At 72.0% G+C, this 17,813-nt stretch carries 13 protein-coding genes; 9 read left to right on the top strand and 4 right to left on the bottom strand.

Annotation, left to right across the window (positions count from 1 at the left end; all coding sequences use genetic code 11):
- Positions 1-166: 166 nt before the first annotated feature.
- The 9 genes from F6J85_RS00540 (at position 167) to F6J85_RS00585 (ending at position 10,590) form a co-directional block, all read left to right on the top strand.
- Complete coding sequence (locus F6J85_RS00540) at positions 167-1,366, top strand: pyridoxal-phosphate-dependent aminotransferase family protein (protein ID WP_150927066.1); 1,200 nt, start codon at positions 167-169, stop codon at positions 1,364-1,366.
- A 60-nt stretch (positions 1,367-1,426) separates the two neighbouring features.
- Positions 1,427-2,749, top strand: a complete 1,323-nt coding sequence (locus tag F6J85_RS00545; RefSeq protein ID WP_150927068.1) for a Zn-dependent hydrolase — start codon at positions 1,427-1,429, stop codon at positions 2,747-2,749.
- A 163-nt stretch (positions 2,750-2,912) separates the two neighbouring features.
- Positions 2,913-4,280: an amidohydrolase family protein gene (locus tag F6J85_RS00550; RefSeq protein ID WP_150923391.1), complete on the top strand. Its 1,368-nt coding sequence runs from the start codon at positions 2,913-2,915 to the stop codon at positions 4,278-4,280.
- Positions 4,281-5,217: 937 nt separating this feature from the next.
- Positions 5,218-6,297, top strand: a complete 1,080-nt coding sequence (locus F6J85_RS00560; protein WP_150923392.1) for an ABC transporter substrate-binding protein — start codon at positions 5,218-5,220, stop codon at positions 6,295-6,297.
- A 23-nt stretch (positions 6,298-6,320) separates the two neighbouring features.
- Positions 6,321-7,145 (top strand): ABC transporter ATP-binding protein, encoded by an 825-nt coding sequence (locus tag F6J85_RS00565; protein ID WP_150923393.1) that lies wholly within the window; start codon positions 6,321-6,323, stop codon positions 7,143-7,145.
- Positions 7,135-7,971 (top strand): ABC transporter permease, encoded by an 837-nt coding sequence (locus F6J85_RS00570; RefSeq protein WP_150923394.1) that lies wholly within the window; start codon positions 7,135-7,137, stop codon positions 7,969-7,971. Before F6J85_RS00565 ends, F6J85_RS00570 begins: the two co-directional genes overlap by 11 nt.
- Positions 7,968-8,852 (top strand): ABC transporter permease, encoded by an 885-nt coding sequence (locus F6J85_RS00575; RefSeq protein WP_150923395.1) that lies wholly within the window; start codon positions 7,968-7,970, stop codon positions 8,850-8,852. The genes F6J85_RS00570 and F6J85_RS00575 overlap by 4 nt, the downstream gene beginning before the upstream one ends.
- A gap of 48 nt (positions 8,853-8,900) precedes the next feature.
- Entirely contained in the window at positions 8,901-9,968 is a 1,068-nt protein-coding gene (add, locus tag F6J85_RS00580; protein ID WP_150923396.1) for an adenosine deaminase, read from the top strand.
- 13 nt (positions 9,969-9,981) lie between these two features.
- On the top strand, positions 9,982-10,590 hold the full coding sequence (locus tag F6J85_RS00585) for a helix-turn-helix domain-containing protein (protein ID WP_150923397.1): 609 nt from the start codon (positions 9,982-9,984) through the stop codon (positions 10,588-10,590).
- A gap of 102 nt (positions 10,591-10,692) precedes the next feature.
- Here F6J85_RS00585 and F6J85_RS00590 read toward each other — a convergent pair whose 3' ends face one another.
- The 4 genes from F6J85_RS00590 to F6J85_RS00605 form a co-directional block, all read right to left on the bottom strand.
- Entirely contained in the window at positions 10,693-12,120 is a 1,428-nt protein-coding gene (locus F6J85_RS00590) for an SPFH domain-containing protein (RefSeq protein ID WP_150923398.1), read from the bottom strand.
- Positions 12,121-12,145: 25 nt separating this feature from the next.
- On the bottom strand, positions 12,146-14,962 hold the full coding sequence (locus F6J85_RS00595; protein ID WP_150923399.1) for a molybdopterin-dependent oxidoreductase: 2,817 nt from the start codon (positions 14,960-14,962) through the stop codon (positions 12,146-12,148).
- Positions 14,959-15,771, bottom strand: a complete 813-nt coding sequence (locus F6J85_RS00600) for an FAD binding domain-containing protein (protein WP_150923400.1) — start codon at positions 15,769-15,771, stop codon at positions 14,959-14,961. The genes F6J85_RS00595 and F6J85_RS00600 overlap by 4 nt, the downstream gene beginning before the upstream one ends.
- Before the next feature lie 922 nt (positions 15,772-16,693).
- On the bottom strand, positions 16,694-17,755 hold the full coding sequence (locus F6J85_RS00605; protein ID WP_150923401.1) for an XdhC family protein: 1,062 nt from the start codon (positions 17,753-17,755) through the stop codon (positions 16,694-16,696).
- Between the last annotated feature and the right edge of the window lie 58 nt (positions 17,756-17,813).

The raw sequence follows: 17,813 nt of genomic DNA on the forward strand, positions 1-17,813 counted from the left end.
CACCGCTCGCCGCCCCCCACCGCCCGCCCCGACAGCCCACCGCTCGCCGCGACCCCGCCGCCGCGACCCCGCCGCCCGCGACCCCGCCGCCCGCCCCGACCACGACGGAGAACCTGTGACCACCCCATCCGTGCCCGGCCCCATCGACCCTCCCGCGCGCCTGCTCATGGGCCCCGGCCCCATCTCGGCCTACCCGAGCGTGCTGCGGGCCATGTCGGCGCCGCTGGTGGGGCAGTACGACCCGTTCATGACGGCGACGATGGCCGAGACGCAGGACCTCTACCGCCGCGTGTGGGCCACCGAGAACGACGCGACGCTGCTCATCGACGGCACCTCCCGTGCGGGGATCGAGGCGGCCCTGGTCTCCCTCATCCGCCCCGGCGACCGCGTGCTCGTGCCCGTCTTCGGCAGGTTCGGTCACCTCCTCGCCGAGATCGCCGAACGCGCGCTCGCCGAGGTGCACACCATCGAGGTGCCCTGGGGTCAGGTGTTTCCGGTCTCGGCCATCCGCGAGGCCGTCGCGCGGGTGCGCCCGCACGTGCTCGCCCTCGTGCAGGGCGACACCTCCACGACGATGAACCAGCCGCTGGAGGAGATCGGCGAGATCTGCCGCGCGCACGGGGTGCTGTTCTACACCGATGCCACCGCATCCCTCGGCGGCAACGATTTCGAGATGGACGCGTGGGGCGTGGATGCGGCGACCGCGGGTCTGCAGAAGTGCCTCGGCGGTCCGTCGGGCTCGGCACCGATCACCCTGTCGGAGCGGGCGGTGGAGGTCATCCGATCGCGCGCGCGTGTGGAGGCCGGCATCCGCGAGGAGAGCGACCCCGATGCGGCGGACTTCGTCCGATCGAACTACTTCGACCTCGGGATGATCCTGGACTACTGGGGTCCGCGCCGGCTGAACCACCACACCGAGGCGACGTCGATGCTCTACGCCGCCCGCGAATGCGCCCGCGTGCTGCTGAACGAGGGACGCGCCGCCGTCATCGCGCGGCACCGGCTGCACGGCGAGGCGATGCTCGCCGGCGTCGGGGGCCTCGGCCTCGGCGTCTTCGGCGACCTCGCGCACAAGATGCACAACGTCGTGGCCGTGGAGATCCCCGACGGCGTGCCAGGGGAGGCGGTGCGCTCCACGCTGCTCGCGGACTTCGGGATCGAGATCGGCACGTCGTTCGGGCCGCTGCACGGTCGGGTGTGGCGCATCGGGACGATGGGCTACAACGCGCGCACGGATGCGGTGCTCCAGACCCTCGCGGCGCTGGAATCCGTGCTGCGCCGTTTCGGCGCATCCGTGCCCGCAGGCGGCGGTGTCGCGGCGGCCGAGGACGTGTACGCCGCGACCGACGCGCCGGGCGGAGACTGACCCGTGCGGGCACGCCTGGAGATCTCGCCCGACCGGATCGCGGCCGCGGCCCGCCGGGTGATGGCACGGTGCGAGGAGCTCGCCCGCGTGACGGCCACCCCTGGACGCATCGAGCGGGTGTACCTCTCGCCCGAGCACGCGCGGGTCAATCGCCTGGCGGCGGAGTGGATGCGGGAGATCGGGATGACGTCGTGGCAGGACGCCGCCGGCAACCAGGTCGGACGCCTCCACCCTGGGCCCGGTTCGGCCTCCCCCGGATCGCTGAGCGGCGGCGACCCCGCGCGGTCGCTGAGCCCGTCGAAGCATCCGCACGCCGGCGCGCACGACGCGCCCGCCCTCCTGCTCGGCTCGCACCTGGACACCGTGCCCGACGCCGGTCGGTTCGACGGCATCGTCGGCGTACTGATGGCCCTGGAGGTCGCACGGCTGCTGCGCGCCACCCGCGACGACGGCACGGTCTACGCGCCCTTCCCCTTCGCGCTCGAAGTCATCGCGTTCTCCGACGAGGAGGGGACGCGGTTCGGCAAGGCGCTGCTGGGCTCCTCGGCCGTGGCGGGCGCGTGGGATGACTCGTGGTGGTCGCTGACCGATCGCGACGGCGTGAGCCTCCGGCACGCGTTCCGCGAGTTCGGACTCGACCCCGGCCGCATCGGCGAGGCCGCACGGCGGCCCGACGAGCTCGTCGGCTACCTCGAGGCGCACATCGAGCAGGGTCCGGAGCTGGACCGTCGCGGCGAGGCGCTCGCCGTGGTGTCGTCGATCGCGAGCGCCCGGAGGTTCCAGCTCGTGGTGGAGGGCGAGGCCCGTCACGCCGGCGGCACCCCCTACGACATGCGGCGCGACGCGCTCCTGGGGGCGAGCGAGGCGGCGCTCGCGGTCGAACGGATCTGCCGCGGCGAGCATCACATCATCGGTACCGTCGGTCAGCTCGAGGCTTTCCCCGGCGCCGTCAACATCGTTCCGGGCGAGGCGCACTTCTCCCTCGACCTGCGCGGGGAGTTCGACGACACGCGTGATCGCGTGTGGCACGGCATCGCGCGGGAGCTCGACGCGATCATGGGCCGCCGCGGCTTGCGCTGGCATGCCCGCGAGGTGCATTCGGCGCCGGCGGTGTTCTGCGCGCCGCTGCTGCAGGATGTCGTGCGCGCCGGCATCGGCGCGACCCTCGATCCCGGCGCCGACGGCCCCGCCCAGATCTTCAGCCGCGCCGGCCACGACGCGATGGCCCTCGGCGGCATCACCGACGTCGGGATGCTGTTCCTCCGCAACCCCGACGGCATCAGCCACCACCCGGACGAGGCGGTGTCGGCGGCCGACGTGGGTGCCGGCATCCGTGCGCTGGCGGAGTCGGTGCTGCACCTCGCCGCCGAGCCGCTAGTCTGACCGCCCCGGCGGCACTGCGCCGAAACGCCCCGAGGCGTGCCGGCTCCACCGGAAGGCTTCGTAACCACGGGGAAACACACCGCCGCGTCCGTGTAACCCGCATCTCGTAGCGTGCCGGACGTCGCGGTCGCCCGGCTGCGTTGCTCCCACCCGAAGGATCCGCATGTCTCTCCTGGTCACCGGCGCGCGCCTGATCACCATCCCCGCCGGCACCGACGACCCCGGGTACTTCGAGAACGGGTGGATGCTCGTGCGCGACGGTCGCATCGCCGCGCTCGGCGAGGGCGAACCCCCGCTCACGGCCGACGAGGTGCTCGACGTCGGCGGTGCCTTCGTCGCCCCCGGGTTCGTCTCGAGCCATTCGCACCTGTTCACCAGCGGCCTGCGGGGCCTCGGGGTGAGCGAGACGCTCTACGGCTGGTGCGACTCGATGCTCGGCATGACCGCGGGCTTCACCCCGGAGGATGCGTACTGGTCGACGCTGCACGGGGCGCTGGATTTCCTCGCGAACGGCGTGACCACCGCCTACAACTTCACCGACCCGCTGCAGGCGTGGGAGCCCATGATCGACGGACGCCGCACCGGAACGGCGGCCCTGCGCGGTCTGGAGTACCACACGCGTCAGGCCGATGGCTGCCGTGACGCCGGCATCCGCTTCGTCGACGCGATCGGGATGGATGCCACGGCCGGGTCGGACGAGGAGATCTTCGACCGCTTCGCCGCATCCGTCGCCCACACCCGCGCGATGGACCCCGCCCTCGCCCTGGGCGCCTCGATCATGGGGCAGGTGCAGTGGTCGCCGCGGGCGGATGCGGCGGAGGTCGAGGCGGAGGCGATGCGGCGGTTCGGCGTCACGAACCAGGCGCACTTCCTCGAGTCGCCGGAGGCCGTGCCGCTGCAGCAGTCCAAGTTCGCGATGTACCGGGATGCGGGCGCGCTGGGTCCGGCGATGATGTTCGGGCACTTCATCCAGACCACGCCCGAGATCATCGCCGAAGCCGCCGCCGCCGGCTCGTCGATGTCGTGGCAGCCCGCCTCGAACGGGCGCCTGGCTTCGGGGGTCGCGCTCGTGCCGGAGATGATCGGCGCCGGGATGAAGGTCGGCATGGGACTGGACGATCAGGCCTGCACCGACGTGTCGGACCCGTGGCAGAACATGCGCATGGGCATCGCGATGCAGCGGGCGCGCACGAAGGATCCGCTCGCGATGATGCCCGAGCGCGCGCTGCGACTGCACACGCTGGGCTCGGCGGAGATCCTGGGCGTCGCCGACCGCGTCGGCAGCCTCGAGGTGGGTAAGTTCGCCGACTTCGTCGTCGTCGATCCGCGGCGTCCCGACGTCGGTCCGCTGTGGCACCCCGTGCGCAGCTACGTGCTGTCGATGACGCCGCGCAACCTGCGGCAGGTGTACGTCGGGGGTGTGCTCGTGGACGAGGGCGGCGCCTCGACGAACCCACTCGCGTCCGAGGCATCCGCCCGCCTGCACGCCGATCTGCCGGCCCTGGCCGCCCGCACCGCCCACCCCCGCTGACCGGCCGGCGTCCCCGCTCCGTCTCCCGCTTGCTCGCACCGCCCGAACTCCTCAAGATCGCGCTTCATAGCCCCGCAATAAGCCGATTCGCGTCCTTTCCGGGCCGATCTTGAGGAGTTCGGTCAGCGGCGGCATGCCGCTGTGCCGGCGGGAGGCGCTGCGGCGCGCATGCCGCTGTGCCCGGCGGGGAGGCGCTTGCTCCGGCGAGGGTGTGCGCGGCGGCGAGTCGGTCAATCTTCCACGGGCCTGTCTCCGACGCCTCCGGTCGCCCGAACTCCTCAAGATCGCGCCGCAAAGGCCCGCAACAGGCCGACCCGCGGCCTATTCGAGCCGATGTTGAGGAGTTCAGGCCGGGGCGGCGCACGCCGCCTGCCGGTGGGGAAAGGTGTGCGTGGCGGCTAGGCCTCTCCACACGGGCCTCCCTGCGGCGCCTCCCGCCCCCGAACTCCTCAAAATCGCGCCGCAAAGGCCCGCAATAGGCCGACCCGCGCCCGATTCGAGCCGATGTTGAGGAGTTCGGGCCGGAGCGGAACCGGGAGGGCGGGCCGGAGCGGAACCCGGGAGGACGGCGCGGGAGTCGGGCGGGCGGGCCGGGGTGCCCGGCGGCGAGGCCGGGCGGCGAGGCCGGGCGGCGAGGCCGAGAGGCAGGGCCGGGCGGCGAGGCCGGCAGTCGGGGCCGGGCGTGCGGCGGAAGCCCCGCCGGCATGTGCCGGGCGGCCGAGGGGCGGAGGCCACGCCGGGAGGCAATAGGGATGCGGCCGGAGTACGTGTAACGGCGCCGAAACACCGGACCAGTGTTGGTGAAATCTACATCCCATACCGTGGCGAATGCCGAGGCCGGCTCCGCGCCGAACGAAGCATGCGCACACCGTCGAGCCCCGAGGGCGGCACCGCGACCCCTACCCGAATGCACCACTGGCATCTGGAGACACAGCACATGACGTTCTTCTCTTCCCGGCGCGCACCCCGCGCCACCGCGGCCCTCGCCGCAGTCGCCCTGTCCGCCCTCGCCCTCACCGCGTGCGCCGGAGGCTCCGGCTCCGGCTCGCCCTCCGAGCCCTCGGATGACGGGGTCGAGAGCTTCGGCGAGATCACCCTGCAGCTCAGCTGGATCCTGAACGAGGAATTCGCCGGCGAGTACTTCGCCGACAGCAACGGCTACTTCGAGGAGGCCGGTTTCGACGCCGTCAACCTCGTCCCCGGACCGTCCACGGGCGTGGCCGAACTGGTCAGCGGCACCGCCGACATCGCGCTGAGCGACTCGGTGGCCATCGGCACCGCCATCGCGAACGAGGGCGCTCCGCTGAAGATCATCGGTGCGACGTTCCAGGCCAACCCGTTCACGGTCCTCTCGCTCGCGGAGGGCGGCGACATCGCCACGCCCGACGACCTCAAGGGCAAGAAGATCGGCGTTCAGGACTCCAACCGGTCGCTGTTCAGCGCACTGCTGGCCGCCAACGACATCGACCCCGGCGAACTGACCATCGTCCCGGTGCAGTACGACCCGGCGCCCCTGGTCAACGGCGAGGTCGACGGCTTCATGTCCTACATCACCAACGAGGCGATCTCGGTGGAGATGGCGGGCCTGGCGACCACGAACCTGCAGCTCGCCGACAACGGCCTGCCGTTCGTCGCCGAGACCGTCACCGTCACGCACGACACGCTCGAGAACAAGCGGGAGATGCTGAAGGCCTTCCTCGTCGCCGAGATCCGCGGCTGGACCGACGCCGTGAACGACGCGCAGGGCGGAGCCGACCTCGCCCTCGAGGTGTACGGCAAGGACCTCGACCTCGACCCGGCCAAGACCCTCGCCGGATCCGAGGCGCAGAACCTCCTCGTCGTCTCCGCCGAGACGGAGGAGAACGGCCTGTTCACCATCTCCGAGCAGCTGCAGGAGATGACCGTGAAGAGCCTCGCCGGCGCCGGCATCGAGGTCGCCGCCGAAGACCTGTTCGACCTCAGCCTGCTGGCCGAGATCTACGACGAGAACCCCGACCTCATCGCCTACCAGCGCTGAGATCCCGTCCAACGGAGCATCACGTGACCGACACGGCCACTCTCGCCGGTGCCCAGGGGACCACCCTGGGCACCGGCCTCCAGATCACCGGCCTCAACAAGGTCTTCAGCGTGGGACGCAAGAGCGTCGTCGCCCTGCAGAACGCCGATCTCCACACCGAGCAGGGCACGTTCCTGTCGCTGCTGGGACCGTCCGGATGCGGCAAATCGACGATCCTCCGCATCCTCGCGGGCCTGGAAGACCCGACCAGCGGCACGACGCGCGTCGACGGCAAGAGCCCCAAGCAGCTGCGGAAGGCGAACGAGCTCGGCATCGCGTTCCAGGACTCCGCGCTGCTGCCCTGGCGCAGCGTGCAGTCCAACATCCAGCTCCCGTTCGAAGTCGCCGGCAAGCCCGTCGACAGGGCGTACGTGAACGAGATGATCCAGCTCGTCGGTCTGAAGGGCTTCGAGAAGGCCAAGCCCGCGCAGTTGTCGGGCGGGATGCGGCAGCGTGTGTCGATCGCGCGCTCGCTCATCATGAAGCCCTCGGTGCTGCTGTTCGACGAGCCCTTCGGCGCACTCGACGACATGACGCGGCAGAAGCTGAACCTCGAGCTGCTGCGGATCTGGACCGAGAAGCCGGCCACGACGCTCCTGGTCACCCACGGCATCTCGGAGGCGATCTTCCTCTCCGACCAGGTCGCGGTCATGAGCGCGCGCCCCGGCCGCATCAAAGAGGTCATGACGATCGACCTCCCCCGCCCCCGCACCCCGGAGATGATGCGCACGCCCGAGTTCCACGCGTACGTCGATCACGCATCCGAGCTGCTCTTCGGCGCGGGGGGCGCCGCCGCCGATGACCACTGACGCAGCCAAGGCCCGCGCGATCCAGTGGGAGGACATCCGCCTCCCGGCGTGGCTCACGGGTCTCATCGGCGTCGTGGGCGTCGTCGCGCTGTGGTGGATTCTCGCCGCCACCGTGTTCGCGAACGTCGGCCCCGGCGGGGCGCAGGCGATCCCGACCCCGCCCCAGGTGGTGGGGGAGTTCTTCGCCACGGGGTGGGAGTTCTACGTCCGCAACTTCTCCGTCACCCTCGCCGAGGCCGGCATCGGCTACGCGTGGGGCAATGGACTCGCGCTCCTGCTCGCGGCGCTCGTGCTGATCGTGCCGCGGCTGGAGGGGGTCGTGATGCAGGTCGCGATCCTCACCTACTGCGTGCCGATCGTGGCGATCGGCCTGCTGATCGTCGTGATCGTGCCCGTCCCCGCCGCCGGCGACCCCTCGCCCACCGCGGTCATCCTCGCCGCTCTCAGCTGCTTCTTCACGACCGTCGTCGGGGCGCTCCTGGGCTTGAAGGCCGCCGACAGGGCGAGCCTGGACGTGATCACCGTCTACGGCGGATCGCGTCTCACCCAGCTGCGCAAGGTGCGCCTGATCGCCTCGCTTCCCAGCATCCTCAACGCCCTGCAGATCGCCGTGCCCGCCGCCTTCCTCGGCGCCGTGCTGGGGGAGTTCTTCGGCAAGATCACGGTGGGCGTGGGCCCCGCCATGATCTCCGCCCAGCAGGCGCTCAACGCCGCCCGCGTGTGGGATGTGGCGCTCGTATCGGGGGCGGTGGCCCTCGTCGGCTACGGCCTGCTCGGTGTCGTGGCGCGCGCCGTCGCGCCCTGGTCGAAGGGGTCCGCACGATGACCGACGTCCTGGCATCCTCCACGCTGGTGGTCCCCGGTGCCGCCCAGCAGTCCACGCGCCTGGATGCGGACATCCGTCGTGAATCCCGCAGGGCGACGGTGCGCGCCCTCAGTCGCAGCATCCTCACCTTCGTCCTCACCCTCGTCGCGGTGACGGCCATCTGGGTGGGGGCGCTGTGGGTGTTCCAGATCTCGCCGTACGTCGGCAAGGGGCCGCTGGAGGTGTGGAACTTCCTCTTCGCCGTGCCCAACGCCGCGGCGAACCGGGCGCAGATGTTCGGTCAGCTGGGAGAGACCCTCGGTCACGCGGCGGTCGGCTTCGGCGCGGGCCTCGCGGTGGCGCTGATCGTCGCGATCGTGTTCCAGCTGAGCAAGGGCGTCGAGCACGCGCTCATGCCGCTGGCGATGCTGCTGCGCTCGGTGCCGCTGGTGGCGATGGCGCCCGTGATCATCCTCATCTTCGGCCGCGAGTTCGCTTCGGTGGCCGTGATCGGCGGCATCGTCGTGCTCTTCCCTGCGCTGGTCACGATCGCGTCCGGGCTGAAGTCGGCCTCGCCGCAGATGAACGACCTCATCTCGGTGTACGGCGGCAGCTCGTGGACGCGCCTGCGGAAGGTGGCCCTTCCCAGCTCGCTGCCGGAGTTCTTCGCCGCCGTGCGCATCTCGGTGCCCGGCGCGCTCACCGGTGCGCTGCTGGCCGAGTGGCTGGCTGTGGGCGGTGGCATCGGCGGGGCGGTGGGTGGCTACATCGCCGCCGCACAGTTCTCCGCCATGTGGACCGCCGTCGTGCTCGTGACCGGCACCGCGCTCGTGGTGTACAACCTCGTGCAGATCGTGGAGTCGGTCGTGCTGGCCCGCATGGGGATGGCCGACCGTTCCTGAGCACCCCGCGCTCTTTCTCACCTCACCCGTCCGACCCGAAGGAACCGTATGACCACCCCCGTCGACTTCGACCTCACCGCTTTCGCCCACGGCCTGCCCAAGGCCGAGCTCCATCTGCACCTGGAGGGGACGCTGGAGCCGGAGCTGAAGTTCGCCCTCGCTGCTCGCAACGGCATCGAGCTGCCCGAGAAGACCGTGGAGGAGGTGCGCGCCACCTATGACTTCACCGATCTGACCAGCTTCCTCGCGGTGTACTACCCCGCGATGCGGGTGCTGCAGACGGCCGAGGACTTCCACGATCTGGCGTGGGCGTACCTGCTGAAGGCGAAGGAGCAGGGCGTCGTGCACGCGGAGATGTTCTTCGACCCGCAGGCGCACACGAGCCGCGGCGTGCCGTTCGAGAACGTCATCACCGGCTACCGCCGCGCCGCCGTCCGGGCGCAGGACGAGCTCGGCATCAGCGCGGAGCTCATCCTGTGCTTCCTGCGCGACTTCTCCGCCGAGTACGCCATGGCGACCCTCATGGAGGCGCTGCCGTACAAGGCGTGGATCCTCGGGGTCGGCCTGGACTCGGACGAGCGTGACAACCCGCCGACGAAGTTCGCGGCCGTCTTCGCACGCGCCAAGGCGGAGGGCTTCTTCCTGACGATGCACTGCGACATCGACCAGGTCGGTTCGATCGACAACATCCGCGCCGTCCTGGAGGACATCGGCGTGGACCGGATCGATCACGGGACCAACATCGTGGAAGACCCGGCGCTGGTCGCCCTCGCGAAGGAACGCGGACTCGGCTTCACGACGTGCCCCGTATCGAACTCGTTCGTGACCGAGCAGATGAAGGCCGACGAGATCGTGGGACTGCTGCGCGAAGGCGTGCGGGTCATGGTCAACTCCGACGACCCCGCCTACTTCGGCGCCTACGTGGGCGACAACTACGTCGCGCTCGCCGAGCAGGCCGGCCTGACCCCGACCGAACTCGTACAGCTCGCGGTCAACTCGTTCGAGGCGGCCTGGCTGACCCCGGCCCGGCGCGCGGCGTACATCGCGGCCATCGAGGAGTACGCCACGGCGCAGGGAGTACCCCTGCCGGCGCAGGGAGTGCGGCTCCCGGCGTAGGAGCGCACCCACCGTGCCGACGCCGCCCGTCGACGACCACGCGGGGGAAGCCGAGGCGACCGCCCGCCTCGGGGCCTCGATCCGCCGCCTGCGGCACGCGCGCGCGCGGACGCTGGTGCAGCTGGCTGAGGCGACGGGATTGTCCCACCCGTTCCTCAGCCAGCTCGAGCGGGGGCTCGCCCAGCCGAGCCTGTCGTCGTTGCGGAGGATCGCGGTGGCGCTGCAGACCAGTCCGATCGAGCTCATCGCGGCCGCCGACGCCCCCGGGCCGAGCGCCGGGCGGATCGAGGTGCACCGGCGCGGCGAGGGGCGCGTGGACGAGAGCTTCGGGCCGGGTGACGCGCGCATGCTGGCGCACGGCGCCCGGCCGCTGCATCCGCTGGAGCTGGAGGGCGCCAATACCGAACCCGGCGAGGTGTTCACGCATCGCGAGGACGAGTTCGTCTACGTCGCCGAGGGAGAGGTGCGCGTCGATCTCGGCGACCAGGAGCTGCGGCTGGCCGTCGGCGACTCGGTCTACTACGTCGGCGGCGTGCCGCACCGCTGGTGGTCGGCGACGGGCGGCCGGTACCGGCTGGTGGTCGTCAAGCAGGGGACCAGCGTGCCCGCCGAAGACGGCTGAGGCCACCGTTCCCGGCGGTCGGATGCAGTCGGGCCGGCGTGGGGTGCGGTGTCCGGGTGGACGCGGGTCCGGAGACGGCGGGTGCCTCCGGACCCGCGGTGCTCACTCGGCCGACGAAGCGGTGGCCGCAGGCTCCGGGACGGATGCTGCGTACGCGGCGGGTGCGGCGGTCGCGGCGCCCGCCGCAGCCTGCGTTCCGGCGGCGATTCCCTCACCCAGAGCCCGGCCCTGGATGATCGCGGTCAGGTCGATGCCGGTGGCGGCGTGCACCGCCTCGAACGACGCGCGCAGGCCGGTGGCCGACTCGGTCGCGAGGTGCGAGCTGGCACCGTCGCCGCCGAGGACCGTGATCGAGCCGACCTTGTCGTAGCCCTTGGCGAACTCGGCCATGAGCGGCACGAGGGCCTCGAGCGCGCGCTGGGCCAGGAGCGCCTCCTGGTTCTGCGCGAGCGCCTCGGCTTCGGCGCTGATGGCCGCGGCGCGGGCCTCGCCGCGCAGCCGCTCGGCGTCGGCAGCGGCTTCGGCGCGCACCCGCACCGCGCTGGCGTCCTGCTGGGCGATCTCGGCCTGCGCCTCGGCGGCCTTGACGTTCGCGTAGGCGTCGGCGTCGGCACGCCGCTGCCGCTGGTACAGGTCGGCGTCGGCGACGCGGCTGACCTCGGATTCGAGGCGGGCCTGGGTGTTCTGGGCCTCCTGCACGAGCACGGCCTGCTGCCGTTCGGCGCGGGCGAGGGCCTCGGCCTGCTCGGCCTCGGCGTTGGCGCGACCGACCTCGGCCTTGGCCGCGGCGGTGTTCTTGTCCAGCGCGGTCTGCTCGATGAGGTTCGCCTCGTCCGTGGCGATCTGGCGGCGGCGGATCTCGCGGTCGGCGTTGATCTTCGCGACCTCGGCGTCGCGCTTGACGCGCTCGACCTCGGTGGCGCCCAGCGCACCGACGTAACCGTGGGAGTCGGTGATGCCCTGGATCTGGAAGGAGTCGAGGATGAGGCCCTGGCTGGACAGGTCCTGCTTTATGCCGTCGGCGATCTGGTCCGACAGCCGCTGCCGGTCGCGCATGAGCTCTTCGACGGTCAGCGTGGCCACGACTCCGCGGAGCGCGCCCTCCAGCTGCTCGGTGGTGAACTGCTCGATCGCCTCATCCTGAGACGCGAACCGCTCGGCGGCCCGGCGCACGGAGTCGGGGTCGGAGCCGATCTTCACCAGTGCGACGCCGCTGACGTTGACGGTGACGCCGTTGGACGTCTGCGCGACGGGCTCCATCTTGATCTGCCGCGCGCGCAGCGAGATCATCTCGGCGCGCTGCGTGAGGGGGTTCACGATCGCCCCGCCGCCGGTGATGACGGTGATGCGGGAGGAGTCGCCGTCGGGTGAGGTGCGCTGCTTCTTACCCACGATCACGAGAGCCTCGTCGGCCCGGGCGACGCGGTACCACGCGCGGATGAGGATCAGGATGACGATGAGCGCGACGACGGCCGCACCCACCCCGATCAGAACGAGGAGACCGACCCCTCCGAGAGCGACGAGATCCATGGATGCCCCTTCAGTCGAGTTGAACTCAACCTATCGGGCCGACAGCAGCACTCATGGCCACGGCGTCGTCGGGGGGTTCTCGCAGCGGCGCCGCCCAGCGCCACACGCGGTCGCGGGAGAAGGGCTGTTCGTAGCCGCGGATGCCGAGAGCCCGCGCGATCGCGTTGCCGATGGCGGGCGCGACCGGGTTGTAGGGCGATTCGCTCATCGACTTCGCCCCGAACGGGCCGACCGTGTCGGCGGTCTCGGCGAAGTACACCTCCGTGTCGGGGATGTCCGCGAACTGCGGCACCCGGTACTGCCGGAACACCGGATTGAGCACGCGCCCGTCCTCGAGGTGGACCTCTTCGTACAGCGCGCTGCCCAGCCCCTGCGCGACGCCGCCCTCCACCTGCCCACGCACCTGCGCGGGGTTCATCAGGAATCCGGCGTCGGCGGAATGGACCGACTGGAGCACCCGGACCGTTCCCGTCTCGACGTCGACCGCAACGCGCGCAGCGTGCACGTTGAACGCCAGCGAGCGCACGTCACCGAACTCCGCGCCCGTCGCGATCAGCCCCTCGGCGGTGCGCTCCTCGGATGCGGCGGCGGCGACGATCTCGGCGAACCCGACGAGGTGCTCCCCGATGCGCACGCCGTCGGCGGTCACCTGTGCCCGGAGCCTGTCGCCGGCGTCGGGTGCGGGAGGGGCGGCGTTCGGTGCGAGATCGGCGGCGATCCGCTGCATCCGCTCGCGCAGCGCGAGACACGCCGCGTGCAGCGCCTTGCCGGCGACGGTGATGCCGGCCGACCCGAACGCGCCCGTGTCATGGCGCACGGCGTCGGTGTCGGCGGTGCGCAGCTCGATGCGGTCGAAGCCCGCGGACAGATCGGATGCGGCGATCTGACGCAGCACGGTGGTGGTGCCGTTGCCGAACTCGGCCGTGCCGGTGCGCAGGAGGAAGGTGCCGTCGGGCCGCAGGGTCACGGAGGTGTGCGCGATGTGGCCGCGCGGGGCCATGGTGGCGATCATCCCGAGCGCCATGCCCTCCCCGACCCGCCAGTTCGGGCCGGAGGGCGGCTCGACGCCGTTGCCGCGGGCCAGCGCCGCCTGGGCCAGGTCGAGGCACTGGTCCAGGCCGTAGCTGCCCCACACGAGGTCTTCCTCGAACGCGTCGTCGTCGGGATGCAGCGGGTCACCTGCCCGCACGACATTGCGCCGGCGCAGCTCGAACGGGTCGATCCCGAGCCTTTCGGCCAGGAGGTCCATCGCCGACTCGACGCCGAGCATGACCTGCCCGAGCCCGTACCCGCGGAAGGCGCCCGAGGGCGGGTTGTTCGTGTAGACGGCTTCGGCGTCGATGCGCCGCACGGGCACCCGGTACACCGTGGTGGATTCGGCGACGCTGTGGAACATGACCCCGATGGCGTGGTTGCCGTAGGCGCCGGTGTCGCTGAGCACCTCCACGCGCATGGCGGTGAGCTGCCCGTCGCCGGTCGCGCCGAGGGAGACCGAGACGCGCATCGGATGGCGGAAGGACGTGCGCTGGAACTCCTCCGTCCGTGAGAATTCGTACGCGACCGGGCGGCCGGTGCGCAGCACCGCGAGGGCCACGAGGTCTTCGGCGAAGATCTCCTGCTTGCCGCCGAAGCCGCCGCCCACGCGCGCGGTGTGCACGCGGACGCGGTCGGGGTCGAGGTCGAGGAGGCGGGCGAGCTCATCCCGGGTGAGGAACGGAACCTGCGTGCTCGCGCGGATCACGAGCCGTCCGTCGCCGTCGAGCCAGCCGACCGCTCCGTGCGTCTCCAGCTGCGCGTGCGACACGCGGCTGGTCTGCCACGTGCCGCTCACCGTCACCGCGCTTGCGGCAAGGGCGGCGGCGGCATCCCCGCCGTGTTCCTCGTGCATCGACGCGACGACGTTGCGGGATGCCTCGTGCACGCGGTCGTCCGCGGTGCGCTCGGGATGCAGCAGCGGTGCGCCGGGCCGGCGCGCCTCCTCGGGATCGAAGACCGCGGGGAGCACGTCGTACTCGACGCGGATCGCCCGGCAGGCCGCCTCGGCGGCTGCGCCGGTCTCGGCGACGACGGCGGCGACCCGCTGCCCCCGGAACCGGACGACATCGTCCAGCATGCGGGTGTCGTCGGGGTCATCGGTGCGGTGCTGGTGCCGGCCGGTCGAAAAGCGCGTCGCCGGAGCATCCTCGTGCGTGAAGATCGCGACGACCCCCGGGATGCTCCGGGCGGCGGTGGCGTCGATCGAGACGATCCGGGCGTGGGCGTGCGGTGACCCGAGCACGCGGAGGGTGAGTGCGCCGGCGACCGGCTCGTCGAACGTGAACGGCTCCAGCCCCTGCACGATCCTGCGGGCGGACGGTGGCACGACCGAGGACCCGACTCCTTCATCCGCGCGGGAGGTCTCGCGCACCGGCCCGAGGACGGATGCGGTGATCGCCTCGCGGATCGGCCGGTAGCCGGTGCAACGGCAGAGGCTTCCCCGCATCGTGCGGTCGAGGTCCGGCAGGTCATCCGCGCACAGAGTCGACGCCGTCACCGCCATGCCGGGCGTGCAGAACCCGCACTGGAACCCGAACCCTGTCGCCAGCGCCTCCTGCACGGGATGCAGCTCGTCGCCGGGTGCCAGCCCCGCCGCCGTCCTCACCGCGCGGCCCTCCATGCGCTGGGCCGGGATGAGGCAGGAGTGCACCGGCTCGCCGTCGAGCAGCACCGCGCAGGCGCCGCAGTCGCCGGCGTCGCATCCCTTCTTCACCTCGGTGTGGCCGTGTTCGCGCAACACCGTCCGCAGACACTGGCCGGCGTGCGGGTCTGCCTCGACCGGTTCGCCGTTGACGTCGAATCTCATGCCGCCGCCAATTCGGTGCGTACTCGCTCGGCCAGCACGGCGCTCACGCCACGGCGCCAGTCGGCCGAGCCGAGAGGGTCGGTGTAGTAACCGGACGCTGCCTCGACGGCTCCGCGGAGCGTGGGGGCATCCGGCAGGTCCGCGAAGCGCAGCACGGTCGGGCTCTGCGTGGCGGCGGTGATCCCGAACACGGCCGCGCCGTCGGCATCCACCCTCCCGGTCACGACGGCGCCGGAGCGGCCGTACTCGGCGAGGGCGATCTTCCGCAGCACCAGCCGCGACGCGAGAGCCGCGGCGGGGAGCTCGATCGCGCGGATCACCTCGCCCACTGCGAGGCTGTTGGTGCCGTTGCCCGTGACCAGGTCGGCGACCGGGATGCGGCGTTCCCCGCCGGGGGTCCAGATCTCGGCGACCCCGTCCAGCCCCGACGTCAGGGCCACCATGGCTGCCGCCGCGAAGGAGCGGGCGACATTGCCCCCCACGGTGGCGGTGTTCCAGATCTTGAAGCTCGCCAGCAGAGCGTTCGCCGCATCCGGGATCGCCGCGACCGCCGGCCAACCCTCCGGCGCTTCGGCGCGCGCCCACGCGACCAGGCGCGCGATCGTGCACGTCGCGCCGATGCGCAGCCCGTCGCCCGACACCTCGAGGTCGGGCCAGCCCAGGGTGGTGAGGTCGACGAAGCCGGTGGTGTCGGGTTGCGGCTCGCTCATCAGCCAGGTGCCGCCGGCCAGGAATGCCTCGCCGGGCGCGAGCGCCAGGTCGGCGCGGGTGCGAGCCGGGCGGAAGCTCGTGACGGTGTGGATGTCCACGATTCCCCCTCCGCGCGCTGGAGCCGGCACATCCGGCCGGCGCGGTGCCGGACGGATCCGCCGGCGCGCGTCAGTCAAGCACCCGTCCGTTACCCGGATGTTTCCCGTATCAACATCCCCTGTGACGGATGCGCCCGCCGGCCCGCTACCGGGCAGGTGTCATCATCCGGATGCCGACGAGCACGAGTGCGGTCCCGATCGCGGCGGCGCCGATCACCCTGATGGTGGTCCCCCGGCCAACCGAGGCAGGGTTCCGACGAGACCAGGCCAGGCCGAGGAGAGGAGGACGGCGATGTCCGCCGCGGCTGGGGAGGATGCCTTCACGGCCCGGCCGGGCCGGGCCGGACGGGCCGGATCTACCGCATTCGTGCCCGACGCCGGTTGCTTCCGGGGCCCGGCTGTCCGAACTCCTCAAGTTCGGCGGCGGTTTGGTGCGCTGACGGGTGTTTCGCCGGTCTCGGGCCCCTTCTTGAGGAGTTCGGGCGGCGGTGAGGGGAGGCGGTGAGGGGAGGCGGTGAGGGGAGGAGTGCGGGCGGATCGGGCGACAGCGCCGAGGGGAGCATCGGGCGGGCGCCGCCCCCGACTGCCGCCGGAAGCCGACCGGCCCGCAGCAGCACCGGAAGCCGACCGGCCCGCAGCAGCACCGGGCGGCCCGACCGCCCGTAGGAGCACCAAGCAGCCCGATCGTCCGCAGCAGCACCGGGCTGTCCGCAGGTCACGTGGCGGGTGACGGGCTGCCCGAACTCCTCAAGTTCGGCGGTCTGGTGGCCCATTCGCGCCCGGTTCACCGCATTCCGATCCGTTCTTGAGGAGTTCGGGTGGGAGGCGGGAGGCGGGAGGCGGGAGGCGGGGCAGAAGGCAGGACGGCCGGAGGCAGGGGCGGGCCGCAGGGCGCGGGGAGAACGGCAGCGCGATGCGCGGGCTAGACCGAGTGCGCGAGGGCCGGGACGCCGGACGGGAGGGGGCAGGCGTCGGATGCGGCACGACGGTGCAGCGGCCCGGACAGCTCGCGCAGCGGGCGGGCCGAACCGCCGTGCTGAGCGGCGACGATCTCCGCCAGCGCCGACACCGCCGTCGCCTCGGGGGACGAACCGCCCAGGTCCAGGCCCAGCGGCGCGTGGATGCGGGCGATCTCCTCCGCCTCGACTCCGGCAGCCGACAGGAGGGCCGCGCGGTGCGCGACGGTTCCGCGAGCCCCCATCGCTCCGACGAAGCCGACGCCCCGTCGGAGCGCGGCCGCGAGCGTCGGCACGTCGACCCGCTCGTCGTGACTCAGGACGCACACGGTCGCCCGCGCCGGATCGGGTCCGACCAGGTCGTCCAGGTGCTCGGCGGGTGCTCCCACGGCGAGGCGCTCCGCGGTGGGGAACCGCTCAGGCGTCACGAGGCGCTCCCACACGTCGCACACGGTGACGGCGAAACCGGCCGAGGAGGCGACGCGGCACAGCGCGATGGCGTGTTCCCCGGCGCCGGCGATCACCAAGCGTCGACGGGGGTCGCGCTGCACCACGAACACGTCGGCGCCGTCATATGCCGCTTCGAGAATGCGCGTCCCGTCAGGAAGCCCATCACCCGCCACCAGACGGCCCACCGCCGGTCCGGACACGACGAGCCCCACACGCGCCGACTGGCCGTCGCCGATGTCGAGCACCGTCCGTGCCACCTCATCGCCCGGGTCGATGCGGTGGACGACGACGTCGACGCTGCCCCCGCAGGCCAGGCCCGCGGCGTGGGCCGCCTCGTCGCTGAAGCCCAGCGAGGCCACCACGCCGCGGCCCGTCGCGAGCACCTGCGTGGCGAGCAGCACGGCGTCGCCTTCGACGCATCCGCCGGAGATGGACCCGATCACCGAGCCGTCGCGGCGCACCGCCATCGCCGCGCCCGGCCCGCGCGGGGCGCTGCGGGCCACACGGATGACGGTGACCACCGCGACCGGCTCCCCGGCGCGCAGCACCGGCAGCAGGAAGTCGGCCAGCTCGAGCATGGCCACACGGTAGACCGATGATGTTTCGTGCACGCTACGGCCGCGGGTCGGCGGATAC

This window comes from Microbacterium lushaniae (genome assembly GCF_008727775.1).
In the GTDB taxonomy this organism is placed as follows: domain Bacteria; phylum Actinomycetota; class Actinomycetes; order Actinomycetales; family Microbacteriaceae; genus Microbacterium; species Microbacterium lushaniae.